General features: G+C 67.3%; 8 protein-coding genes. 4 read left to right on the plus strand and 4 right to left on the minus strand.

Features of this window, described 5'->3' with window-relative positions:
• Positions 1–33 precede the first annotated feature (33 nt).
• Positions 34–1,626 (plus strand): histidine ammonia-lyase, encoded by a 1,593-nt coding sequence (hutH, locus tag AC1D2F_RS02140; protein WP_229994733.1) that lies wholly within the window; start codon positions 34–36, stop codon positions 1,624–1,626.
• Positions 1,627–1,778: 152 nt separating this feature from the next.
• Positions 1,779–2,015: a hypothetical protein gene (locus tag AC1D2F_RS02145; protein WP_229994734.1), complete on the plus strand. Its 237-nt coding sequence runs from the start codon at positions 1,779–1,781 to the stop codon at positions 2,013–2,015.
• A gap of 129 nt (positions 2,016–2,144) precedes the next feature.
• Here AC1D2F_RS02145 and AC1D2F_RS02150 read toward each other — a convergent pair whose 3' ends face one another.
• The 3 genes from AC1D2F_RS02150 to AC1D2F_RS02160 form a co-directional block, all read right to left on the minus strand.
• Positions 2,145–7,022, minus strand: a complete 4,878-nt coding sequence (locus tag AC1D2F_RS02150) for an NAD-glutamate dehydrogenase (RefSeq protein WP_364746959.1) — start codon at positions 7,020–7,022, stop codon at positions 2,145–2,147.
• Positions 7,023–7,163: 141 nt separating this feature from the next.
• A complete protein-coding gene (gene hutG / locus AC1D2F_RS02155) occupies positions 7,164–8,123 on the minus strand; it encodes a formimidoylglutamase (protein ID WP_364746961.1) in 960 nt (319 codons plus the stop codon).
• 170 nt (positions 8,124–8,293) lie between these two features.
• Entirely contained in the window at positions 8,294–9,736 is a 1,443-nt protein-coding gene (locus AC1D2F_RS02160; RefSeq protein WP_229994757.1) for an NCS2 family permease, read from the minus strand.
• A 121-nt stretch (positions 9,737–9,857) separates the two neighbouring features.
• On the opposite strand from AC1D2F_RS02160, the gene AC1D2F_RS02165 reads away from it, so the two are divergent.
• Positions 9,858–10,451 carry a copper resistance CopC family protein gene (locus AC1D2F_RS02165; protein WP_229994737.1) on the plus strand — a complete coding sequence of 198 codons (594 nt, stop codon included), beginning with the start codon at positions 9,858–9,860 and terminating at the stop codon, positions 10,449–10,451.
• A gap of 59 nt (positions 10,452–10,510) precedes the next feature.
• On the opposite strand, the gene AC1D2F_RS02170 is transcribed toward AC1D2F_RS02165, so the two are convergent.
• Complete coding sequence (locus AC1D2F_RS02170) at positions 10,511–11,140, minus strand: NAD(P)/FAD-dependent oxidoreductase (RefSeq protein ID WP_364747078.1); 630 nt, start codon at positions 11,138–11,140, stop codon at positions 10,511–10,513.
• A gap of 472 nt (positions 11,141–11,612) precedes the next feature.
• Here AC1D2F_RS02170 and AC1D2F_RS02175 point away from each other — a divergent pair, with 472 nt between their 5' ends.
• Positions 11,613–12,650, plus strand: a complete 1,038-nt coding sequence (locus tag AC1D2F_RS02175) for a universal stress protein (protein WP_229994738.1) — start codon at positions 11,613–11,615, stop codon at positions 12,648–12,650.
• The last annotated feature ends 41 nt before the right edge of the window (positions 12,651–12,691 follow it).

Genomic DNA, 12,691 nt, shown 5'->3' on the forward strand with positions numbered 1-12,691 from the left:
GCCGGACCAACAATTAGACCTAGGTAGATTTCAATGACCATCACCACCCACTCACCGCTCACCGTCACGCTCGGCTCCAGCGGCGTGACCCCCGAGGACGTCGTAGCCGTCGCCCGCCACGACGCCCACGTGACCATCGCCCAGGACGCCCTCGACGCCGTCGCCAAGGTCCGCGCCCACATCGACGACCTCGCCCACAGCGAGGTCCCCGCTTACGGCATCTCCACCGGCTTCGGGGCGCTGGCCAACCGGCACATCCCCAACGAGCTGCGCACCCAGCTGCAGAAATCGCTGATCCGCAGCCACGCCGCCGGCATGGGCCCGGCCGTGGAACGCGAAGTGGTCCGCGGCATCATGTTCCTGCGCGCCAAGACCCTGGCCTCCGGCCGGACCGGTGTCCGCCCGGTGGTGCTGCAGACCATGGTGGACGTGCTCAACGCCGGCATCACCCCGGTGGTCCGCGAATTCGGTTCCCTCGGCTGCTCGGGTGATCTCGCGCCGCTGTCCCACTGTGCCCTGGTCCTGATGGGCGAAGGCGAAGCGACCGGCCCCGACGGCGAGCTCTATGGCACCAAGGGCGGCCGCACCGTCGCGGAGCTCCTCGCCGAACACGGGATCGAACCTGTCACGCTCGCCGAAAAGGAGGGCCTGGCCCTCGTCAACGGCACCGAGGGCATGCTCGGCATGCTGCTGATGGCCATCGCGGACATCCGCCAACTGCTCACGACGGCGGACATCACCGCGGCGCTCAGCGTCGAGGCGCTGCTCGGCACCGACCAGGTGTTCCTGCCCGAGCTGCACGCAGCGCTGCGCCCGCACCCGGGCCAGGCCGCCGCCGCCGACAACATGCTCCGCGTGCTGTCCAACTCGCCGATCGTGGCCTCGCACCGGATCAACGACACCAAGGTCCAGGACGCATACTCGCTGCGCTGCGCACCCCAGGTGGCCGGTGCTGTCCGCGACACCGTTGATCACGCCGCCCTGGTCGCCTCCCGCGAACTGGCCGCCGCGATCGACAACCCGGTGGTCCTGCCCGACGGCCGGGTCAGCTCCAACGGAAACTTCCACGGCGCCCCGGTGGCCTATGTGCTGGACTTCCTCGCGATCGCCGTTGCGGACCTGAGCTCCATCGCCGAGCGCCGGACCGACCGGATGCTGGACCCGGCCCGCTCGCACGGGCTGCCGGCCTTCCTGGCCTCGGACCCCGGCGTCGACTCGGGCCTCATGATCGCCCAGTACACGCAGGCCGGGCTGGTTTCGGACAACAAGCGGCTGGCCGTCCCGGCGTCGGTGGACTCGATCCCGAGCTCGGCGATGCAGGAGGACCACGTTTCCATGGGCTGGCACGCGGCCCGCAAGCTCCGCCGCGCGGTCGAGAACCTGCGCCGCGTCCTGGCGATCGAACTGGTGACCTCGGCCCGTGCCCTGGACATCCGTACCCAGCTCTCCGGCGGCGAACTCACTCCGGGTCCTGCGGGCGCGGCCGTGATCGCTGCGCTGCGCGACGTCGTCGACGGTCCGGGCACGGACAGGTTCCTGTCCCCGGAGCTTGAAGCGGCGGACGTCCTGGTGGCGTCGGGCAAGGTCCGGGCGGCGGCCGAATCCGCCGTCGGAACTCTCGCCTGAAGAGAAATAAAGTGCACGGCGGCTGAACAATTCCCGGCGTCCCCGAAATCTTTGGCCGACACGGAAGGCGGGGACCCGGGAACTGTAGTACAAATGGAAAGTCACACCAATGAAGTTGTGGCAAAGAACACATACAAAGGGGTAAGAGTTCTATGAAAGCACGCGGCACGGTACTGTCCAGGCGCCTTGCATCCGCAGCTACGGTTTCCGACTGGAGCGGCCTCCGGGTCGGCGAACGCGTCGAAATCGTCAAGCACGCACAGGTCATTGCAGCCGGTGAGGTCGAAGAAGTCTCACTGAGCGGAAATGTGCTCTGGTTGGTCCCCGCCGGGCCGTCCGAGACGGAGCTTTTCCTGCAGTCCGACGGCGTGCAGGTGCGCCGGGCGTAGCTTCAACACTTCAACAGGAACCGGGGTTCGTTCGCCGTTCCGCACCATGGTGGTGCGGTGTCGCGAACGGGCCCCGGTTTTTGTCTGTGGCGGACGGACTTGGGGAGACCGGAAACGGGGCGGTGCTACCTAGCGGCTGACCACGGCCCGCAACAGCTTGACCGCAACGGATAATGCTGCGATGTCCACCGGGCCCGGCTTGATGGCCTCCTGGATGGTTTCCTGGATCCTGCCGAGTTGTTCGATGTTTTCGCGTTCCCAGGCGACGATGCGCTCGACCGGATCGCCTCCGGGGGCGGAGGGGCGTGGCGTATTCCTCACAACAGCCTTCGTCATGCCGGCAAGGACCAAATACACGTCGTCCCTAAGCGCCGCCCGTGCGAGGGCCTCCCAGTGCGTTTCCCGCGGCAGCGCCGTGATGTGTTCAAGAATGGGGACCGCCGAGATCCGCTCGAAGACGGCAAAGTACACTTCGGCCACGGTGTCCACCGGCTCTTGGAGCTCTTCGGATATGGCGGAGATGTCTAGAAGACCGTAGCTGACCAGGATCTCGGAGGCGCGCACGCCCAGTTCATGGGGCAGGCCGACGGCGTCGGTGTGGGCCAGCCGGATCAGCGCATGCTGCAGATTCACGCCGTGAAGGTAGCTGCCGAACTTTGGGCGCAGAAGCGACATGGGGGGCTCGAGCCGGGCCAATGCATCGGCGATTGGCTTGTCCCGGAAATCGTGGGTGACATACCACCGGGTCGAGCGGTCCAGCAGGCGGCGCATGTCGAGTGCCACCGCACACCCGTGCTCGCCGGGGATGCTTGCCGGCAGCTGTGCGAGGGCTTGGGTGATGGAGCCAAAGTCCCAAATCTTGCGCATGACCACGAAGCCGCGGGCCACGGCGGCCGCCGATACCGTGGTCTCCTCCATGGCCCTGAAGGCGAAGGCGATGCCCCCCAGGTTGATCATGTCGTTGGCAATAACAGTGGCCACGATCTGCCGCCGCAGCGGATGCGTGGACAGCTCCTCCCCGAACCGCTCCGCCAGCTGGCGCGGAAAGTAGCCGCGTACCGTCCGGGCGAACCAAGGGTCATCGGCGAGTCCGCTGATTGTGAGTTCCCTTGCCAGCTCGATCTTGGCATACGCGGCCAGCACGGAAAGCTCCGGAGATGTCAGGCCGGCGCCGGTCTGCAGGCGGGCGTGCAGTTGCTCTGTGCTGGGCAGGCATTCAAGGTTCCTGTCCAGGTCCGTCACGGTCTCCAGCCAGTCCATGGTGCGCTCGAAGCTCGGGCTCCATTGACCCACCAGTTGGCGGTCGTTGAGGAGGAGCACGTTCTGGTCCACATTGGTTTTCAGGACCAAGCGTCCGACTTCCTCCTGCAGGGAGTGCAGGAAGCCTGTCCTTTCCTCCGAGGACATCCTTCCCGCGGCGATCATCCGGTCGAGGAAGATCTTGATGTTCACTTCGTGGTCCGAACAGTCCACGCCGGCGGAGTTGTCGATCGCATCGGTGTTCAGCAGGACCCCGCCCAGCGCCGCTTCCACTCTGCCCCGCTGGGTGATGCCAAGGTTGCCGCCCTCGGCGATGATCCTGGTCCTCAGCTGGACGGCGTTGACACGGATGGGATCGTTGGCCTTGTCTCCCACGTCCGCGTGGGTCTCGGTGGAGGCCTTGACGTACGTGCCGATGCCGCCGTTGTAGAGCAGGTCCACAGGTGCCAGGAGGACGGCCTTGAGCAGCTCCGGTGGGCTCATCGCCGTCGTTCCCGGCTCCAGCCCCAGGGCAAGGCGCACCGCTTCGGTGATCTCGATCGACTTTTCCAGCCGGGAGAACACGCCGCCGCCCGCGCTGATTTTCGAGACGTCGTAGTCGGCCCAGGAGGAACGGGAAAGCCCGAACAGCCGCTGCCGCTCCGCATAGGAGGCGGCCGGATCGGGGGTTGGATCGAGGAAGATGTGCCGGTGGTCGAACGCCGCCACTAGCAGGATGTGGCGGGACAGCAGCATGCCGTTGCCGAACACGTCACCGCTCATGTCGCCAATCCCCACTACCGTGAAGTCCTCGGCCGCGGAATCGATGAGCAGTTCGCGGAAATGATGCCGGACCGACTCCCAGGCCCCGCGTGCCGTGATGCCCATCTGCTTGTGGTCATAGCCCACCGAGCCGCCCGAGGCGAAGGCGTCGCCGAGCCAGAATCCGTACTCCAAAGCCAAGGCATTGGCGATGTCCGAGAACGCGGCCGTCCCCTTGTCCGCGGCAACAACCAGGTAGTAGTCATCGCCATCGTGCCGGACCACCCGCTCGGGCGGCACAACCAGCTCGGTGGACCCGTGGGCGCCGTCGGGGGATGTGAGCAGATTGTCGGTGATGTCCAGCATGCCGCGGATGAAGATCCGGTAGCTCTCCTGACCCTCCGCCAGCCAGGCCGCCCGGTCGGTGGCGGCGTCGGGCAGCTGCTTCGGATAGAAACCACCCTTGGCGCCCGTTGGCACGATCACAGCGTTCTTGACGGTCTGCGCTTTGACGAGTCCCAGGATCTCCGTCCGGAAGTCCTCCCGGCGGTCGGACCAGCGAAGCCCGCCGCGGGCAAGGGCGCCAAAGCGCAGATGCACCCCCTCAACCCGGGGCGAATAGACCCAGATTTCGTATTTTGGCCGCGGGGCAGGTGCGGCCGGGACGCCGGAGAGGTTGAGCTTGAAGCTGAGGTAGGGCTTGTTCAGGAAGTAATTGGTGCGCAGGGTCGCCTCGACAAGACTCGCGAAGGACCGCAGCAGACGGTCGGCGTCCAGGACGGGCACGGCGTCGATGGCAGCCGTCAGCTCACTTCTGGCCGAGTCCATGCCACCGAGGCGGGTTGGCTGGTCGAGATCCGGATCGAACTTTGCCTCGAACAGTGCAAGGAGTGCGCGCGTGGCCCGGACATTCGTCCGCAGGGTGTCCGCCATGAAGCCGTAGGAGTTGGTGGTTCCGAGCTGCTGCAGGTATTTCGCATAGCCGCGCAGGATGGCTGTCTGGCGCCAGCCGATTCCTTCCCTGATAACCAGTGCGTCGAAGGTGTCGGACTCGATGTCTCCTCTCATGGCGGCGCAAAACGACTCGGCCAGCAGTCCGCTGGTGCCTGCGGGGTCCACGCCGGAGGGGTATTTGAGCCCGAGGTCGTACAGGAAGAACGTGTGTCCGTCGGCACGCCGGACGTCGTAGGGGCGTTGGTCGAGCACCTCGAGCCCCAGGTTGTGGAAGAACGGCAGAATCTGCGTCAGGCTCTTCGGCCGTGTCAGATAGAGGCGGATCCGGGCGTCCTCGGCCAGCACCGGAGTCCCTGGGCGTGCGTAGACGGAAAGCAGCGGGTCATCGCGGTTCCCGCCGTCCGGCCCGCCCAGGCTTTCGAATTTGATAATGTCCTCGACGGCATCCTCCGCCTGGTAGTCGGCCTTGTAGCTGGCCGGAAACGCCTGGGCCCACTGCATGGACAGCCGGGCGGCGTCGCCGGCGGGGAATTTGTGCTGCAGAGCCTCGTCCAAGCCCTCCGCCCATGACCTCGTGGCAGCAATGATGCGCAGCTCCAGTGCTGAGGCGTCGACGGCGGGCTGTCCGCCGCCCGGCAGCAGGATCCGGAAAAACACCCTGGCCATGGCCGACTCGCTGAGACGGACTTCGAACTCGACGGCTTTCGAGTTGAAGCCCTCCCGCAGTTCCCGCTCGATGTTGAGCCGAACCGCCGTGCTGTAGCGGCGGCGGGGAAGGAAAACCAGGGCGGACATGAAGCGTCCATAGGAATCGGGCCTGAGGAACAGCCGGGTGCTGTGGCGTTCCTGGAGGCGCAGGATTTCGCGCGCATGGCTGGCCAGATCGTTTGCGTCGATGTGGAAGAGCTCGTCACGCGGATAGGCCTCGATGGCGCCCAGCAGTTCCTTGCCGGCATGGGACCCGGGCGGGAATCCGGAGCGGTCCAGTACCGTGGACACCTTGTCCCGGATGACCGGGATTTGAAGTACGGACCGGTTTGCAGCGCTGGGGGCGAAAAGGCCAACAAAGCACACTTCCCCGGCAGGGTTGCCGGCCATGTCAAACCTCAGGAGGCTGACTTCGTCCAAGTAGGCGTCCCGGAGGACCGTGGAACGGATACCTGCTTTCGTGAGGGCCAGGGCCGGGGCCGGACCCCGCGCCCCCGGCCTGGCGGAACCCCGCAGCGGCCGGCTCTGCTCACGGTGCCGGAGGAGCCCGAGCCCGGACCCCGGCTGTGCCGCGAGGACCGGCAGTCCGTCGTCGTCGGCGATGTCATACCCGCGGTATCCGAGAAACACGAAGTTGCCCTCGTCCAGCCAGAGCAGCAAGTCCCTGGCTGCCTGCACTGTTGCAACCACTGAATCCGCAGCGCTGGCCGCGGCGGTTTTGGCATCCAGGGCGGCAACTTCCGCGGCCACGTGCCGATGGATGGCTGCGGAATCCTCGGCGGCCGCACGAACGTCGGCCAGGACCGCTTGGAGATTATGGATGAGCCGATCGGCGCTGGCCTGATCCGGCACTCTGGCGGTTTCGACGGCGATCCAGGCCTCCGTGCAGGTCAAATCTCCAGTGGATTCACGCGGCGACGGCATCGCGGGAGGTTCGTTGCCCACCGGCAAAGCAGTGCGCAGCGGTACCGGCCGGATGCCCACGAGCTTGTTCGTCCCGGGGGTCCTGCCAACGGTGAAAGTGGGGTGGACCAGCAGGCGTATGGCGGCGTTGTCACGGGCGAGTGCCGCCGTGATGGAGGGAAGCAGATACGGCATGTCCTCAGCCACGATTGCCACGACGCTGGCGTCCGTCTCACTCAGCACTCCGATGACGGCGTGGCCCGGGGCCCGGGTTGCGGCCAGCGAACGATGGTATTCCGCGCGGCTCCGGAGCGATTCGGCAGTGTAGTTCCGGATGTCGTCGTCGGCCACATGCTCGTAGTAGTCCGTCAGGAACGTGTCCGGGGAGCCGGCGGAAGCGTCCGCCGGGGCATGATCTGCAGGGCCGGATGTTGGGGACATTGCGCTGCGCCTCCATCGCGCAAGGAGAAGCCGTGTTGCTGCGGTCGCCGAAACCTCGCGCCTGCTTTCATGATCGCTGGCGCAGGGCGGGCAGTCCATCCCTGCGGGGCCGGAGCGCCGTCTCCGAACCCTTGCGCGCCCCTACCCGAGCAGCGTATTGACCAGCCGCGCGGCCACCTTGGCGGTGCGGCCGTCGATATCAAACTCCGGGTTCAGCTCGGCGATATCCAGATGCAGGAGCTTCCCGCTCGCGGCCACCTGCCGGCACACGGCGCTGATCACCGGCAGCGGCACACCATAAGCGGCCGGAGCGCTCACCCCCGGGGCCACCGAGGCCGGCAGCACGTCCAGGTCGATCGTCAGGTACAACGCGTCCACCTGCGCCAGGAACGCCGCCACAAACGTGGCCGCGGCCTCCGCCGAGCAGTCCTCATCCAGCAGGTAGTCCACGCCGAGCTCCTCTGCCGTCCGGAACAGCGCCCGGGTGTTGTTCGGCTCGGAAATCCCGACGACGGCGTAGCGCAGTTCGCGGCCGGCGGCGGCTTCCGCGCGGGCCATCTGCAGGAACGGCGTGCCGGAGCTCGGCACGGACTCGTCGCGGAGGTCGAAGTGCGCGTCCAGGTTCAACACGCCGACGCTCAGGCCCTCGCGCACGGCCGCGGACCCGGCCACGCCGAGGTAGCTGGCAAAGGCAGTCTCGTGTCCGCCGCCCAACACCACGGGAAGCCGGCCGGCGTCGAGCAGCCTGGTGATGGCGAGCCCGGCACGTGCCTGCCCTGCCTCCAGCGCGTCCCCGGCCACGGTGACGTCACCGGCGTCGTGGACGCCCCGCGAGAGGTGGAAGGCGAGCGGGCCGAGCGCGGCCCGGATGGCGGCGGGGGCGGCCGCGGCGCCGGTCCGGCCTTTGTTGCGCCGCACCCCGGCGTCGCTGCCGAAGCCGAGGATGACGGCGGGGCGCGGACCGGGGGAAGCCACCGGAACCGTGCTTGCAGCGGAGGGGGTCACGGCCTGCCACCAGCGCCGGTGCTCGTCGCCGTCGCCGTCGAACCGGCCGGTCCAGGGCTGCGGCGGGACATCAACGGGGAGCGCGGGAGAAACCATGCCCCTAGCTCACCGCATGCCGGGCCGCAAAACCAGCAGCGCCGCCGTCGGACTGTCCGGAATCCCGGAATCCCCGTTTAAACACCGCCGAGACCGCAGTCCGTGGCAATGTTTTCGAAAAACACTGCCACGAAGTGCGGTCTCGGCGGGAGGGAACGGGGGAGCGGGCCCTAGTGCAACCCGAGGGCGGCCTCGATCGGGCCGATCGCGAAGAACAGCAGGAACGCGGCAGCCACGGCCCACATGAGCGGGTGCACCTCGCGGGCCCGGCCCTGGAACAAGCGGATCAGCACGAAGCTGATGAAGCCCGCGCCCAGGCCGTTGGCGATCGAGTAGGTGAATGGCATGAGGGTGAACGTCAGGAAGGCCGGGATCGCGATGCCCCAGTCCTGCCAGTCGATCTTGCCCACCTGCGAGACCATCATGAAGCCGACGATCACGAGGGCGGGGGCCACGGCCTCGAACGGCACGAGGTTGATCAGCGGGGTGAAGAACATGGCCACGAGGAACAGCAGGCCGGTGACGACGGATGCCAGGCCGGTGCGTGCGCCTTCGCCGATGCCGGCACCGGATTCGACGTAGATCTGGTTCGAGGAGACCGAGGCGCCGCCGCCGATGATCGCGCCCAGGGCGTCCACCTGCAGCACGCGGTCGACGTTGGGGATGTTGCCGTCCTTGTCGATGGTGCCGGCCTCGGTGGCCAGGCCCACCATGGTGCCCATGGCATCGAAGAAGATGCTGAGCAGGATCACGAACGCCAGCAGGGTCGCCGCGACGAAGCCGAGGTGCTCAAAGGCGCCAAACGGGTCGGCACTGCCGAGCAGGGACAGGTCCGGGGCCGCCCATTCGGAGAACTTCGGGGCCACGAGGGACCAGCCCTGCGGGTTGTGGTTCGTGCCGTCAAAGCTGGGCCCGATGTGCAGGATGGATTCCAGGATCACGGACAGGATGGTCGAGGCCACGATGCCGATCAGGATGGCGCCCTTGACCTTGCGGACCACGAGCGCGATGGTCAGGATCAGCCCGAACACGAACACGAAGGTGGGCCAGCCCAGGAGCTTGCCGTCGAAGCCCAGGCCGACCGGAACGGTGGTTCCGGCGACATCCGGGATGCGGCGCACGAAGCCGGCGTTGACGAGCCCGATCAGGGCGATGAACAGGCCGATGCCCACCACGATCGCGGTCTTCAGCCCCTCGGGAACGGCCTTGAACACAGCCGTCCGGAAGCCGGTGAGGACCAGGATCAGCATGGTGATGCCGGAGAGCATCACCAGGCCCATCATGTCCGGCCAGGACAGTCCGGGGTTCGTGGCCACGGTGACGGCGACGAACGCGTTGACGCCGAGCCCGGTGGCCAGGGCGAAGGGATGCTTGGCCCACGCGCCCATGAGGATGGTGAGGATGCCGGCCACGAAGGCGGTGACGGCGGCGACGGCGGGGAAACCGAGGGTCGCGCCCGTGGAGTCGGGCCCGGAGAGGATCAGCGGATTCAGCACCACGATGTAGCTCATGGCGAAGAACGTGGCGAACCCTCCGCGGATCTCGCGCGAGAAGTTCGACCCCCGCTCGGATATCTTGAAATACCGGTCGAGTGCGGAGCCCTGCTTGAGCATTAGGTCTTGCATTAGTCCTCCGGGAGTGATGGGTGTTGCTTAAATCCTATTTGGAGCCCGACGGCCAACCCTGCGTTTTCGCCTAGTCTGTAAGGAAGCCAACACTAGGAGTAGCCTGCCCATGCCCCGTATCCGCCAGCTTCGCAGTGCCCTGCTGGGTGCCGTCGTCCTCGTGGCCGTCCTGCTGGGAGCCATGAGCCCTGCGTCGGCGCACGACACCGCGGAGTCCACCAGCCCGGCTGCCGGAGCAACCGTCGCGGCACCGCCGGAGCAGGTCTCGGTCACTTTCAACCACAATCCGCTCGCCCTGGGGTCGCAGATCCTGGTCAACGACGCCACGGGCGCCAACTGGGCGGACGGCCCCGTGGAAATCGTGGACAGCGTCGCTGCGCAGAAGCTGAAGTCCGGCGCTCCTGCCGGGCAGTACACCGTGCACTGGCGGGTGGCCAGTTCCGACGGCCACCCGATCGAGGGCAGCTTCACCTTCACCGCGACGGCGGCTGCAGCGGGCCCGACGTCGGCTGCTGCGGTCCCCACGATGGGCACCGCCCAGCCGGGCACCACGCAGGCGCCCGCCCCTGCGCCGGCCGGGTCGGAGCAGTTTCCCTGGAGCGTCATGATCTTCGTCGCCGTGGGGGTCGGCATCCTGGTGGCCCTGGGCCTGATGGCCAAACGCCGCCTCACCCCGGACGAAGGCAGCGACGCCGACAGCTGACCCAACACCGGAAACCACAGCAACGGCCGGGAACCGCGTGACCCCGGGGATCCCGGGTATCAGGCGGGGGCGGCCAGGGCAAAGCCGCCTGGCAGCAGCGTGGGGACGCCATTGGGGTAGACCTTGGCGGAAATCGTCTGTCCCACGACTTTGGCCTGGCGAAGGACTTCCTTGGGCGTCGGCGTAATGAGCTCGCCTACCCCCACGAGGTACATCCCGAGGGCATGCATCGCCGCCATGAGGTTCTGCCCGGCTGCCATGCCAAGCTCCGAGAGCATGCGGCGCAGCTGGCTGTGGGCGCAGCGGGTCAGGACAAGATGGTCGGCCAGCAGGACGCCGCCCGGGGTCTGGACGGCCCACTTCTCGGTGGGTGCCCCGTCCGTGCCGGCCTCAAGGAGGTCCAGCTGCAGGGCCCGGATGTTGTTCCGCACGTCGAGTTTGTGGCTTGCGGCGTAATTGCGCAGGTGCCGCAGGATTTCGTTGCGCTCCCTCAGGCTGGCGGCGTCCGCCGCGTCGCAGCGCTGGAGCGAGGACGTGTTGGCCGGATGGCCGGCACCCAGGAGGTCGAGCCCGTCCACAATGATGGACGCAACACCGCGGCGTTGGAGCTCGCTGGCCACAGCCAGGCCGGAAAGCCCCGTCCCGATCACTACGGCGGTGGTCCGCTCGATCCCGCCGTACAAAGGCATGCTCGACACTGCAGGGTTCCTCCTTGAAATGGTGCCAGTCGCGGGGAAGACCCCGGACGCCAACCTAGGCCTGGTTGCGCAGCCCCAGCGGCTGCGTTCTGAAATACCAGTCTCGGTTCAGCAATGCCTCGAAGGATACCGAAGATTCCCGCCCGTGGATAGGGGAGGTAGGACATTGGCTGTGGTCCCGGATTTCGGGGGTTTCCGTGCCCGGGAACCTGTGGAAACCGTCCCGAAAGCCCGGGAACCCGCGCAACGAAACGGCGTGTTAACTCTGCGTAAATCCTTCGGACGCGGGCCGCCAGGGACGCCCTGCCGCCGTCTTGAATGTTCGCAATTAACCGAGAATAGTGAGGAAAATCAGGGGTTCCTGCACGCAGATTCCGGGTCGCCTCGCCGGTGGACGCCGGGCGGCGGTACTTCTGGCAGAATAGCCGCAACATCAGGCAAGAATCGCGAGGAGGCGGACCCCATGGGCCGTGAACAGGTGCACCCGGACCCGGCGTGGGAGGCCGGCGGCGAACCGGCGCCTCCCCGGGGAATCGTTGTTGGTGTGGATGGCTCGGACCACAGCCACTGCGCCCTGGTGTGGGCAGCCCGCGAGGCTGAGCGCCGCCGCCGCCCGCTGCACATCGTGACCGCCTATTCGGTGCCGATCTTCGCCGCTTCCGGGCTCGACGGCGGCTACGCCACGGTGGACGACTCAGTGATCCGTGAGGGCGCCGAAGCCATTCTCAAGCACGCCCTCGACAAGGTCGCGGTTTACAACATCGACGTCGACGCGTCCGTCGAGAACGGGGACGCGTCCGGCGTGCTGCTGGAAATCAGCGAAACCGCGGAGCTTCTGGTCTTCGGAACCCGCGGCCGCGGCGGCTTTGTGGGCCGGCTGCTCGGCTCCGTCAGCAGCGCTCTGCCCGCCCACGCGAAGTGCCCCACGGTGACTGTGCCGCTGATCTGCGCGGACCGGCTGGGCGAAACCACTGACGACAAGCATGTCCTGGCCGAACGGGCGAAGCTGGGCCACCAGCCGGTCGAGAACGTTGTGGTGGTCGGAGTCGACGGCTCGGAGCAGGCCCGAATCGCGGTACTGGAGGCTGCAGCCCAGGCCGAACGGCTCTCCGCCCGGCTGCGCGTGGTGTGCGCCGTGCCGCAGTACACCGGCTCGCTGGCCTGGGTGCCCACCCCGATGGACCGGGACGCCCTGTTCGCCGACATCAAGGTCCAGCTCGACGCCGGCGTTGCCTGGCTGCGGAGCCACTTCCCCGCCCTCCAGGTGGAGACACAGCTGGTGGACGGCTCTCCCGTCGACATCCTCGTCGACGCCAGCCGGCACGTGGAACTTGTGGTGGTCGGCACCCGCGGGCGCGGCGGCTTCGCCGGAATGCTGCTGGGCTCCACATCCGACGGCGTCCTCCACCACGCCAAAGGGCCGATCATGGTGGTGCCGGACCGTGACGACCCGCGGCTGGCGGACAGGGCCAGCTTCGGCCCGATGCTCGGCGACTCCTAAAGTCACGAGGCCACAGGTCCGGCGTCGGAAGGACGGTTTGC

It is taken from the genome of Arthrobacter sp. P1_B3 (genome assembly GCF_056406615.1).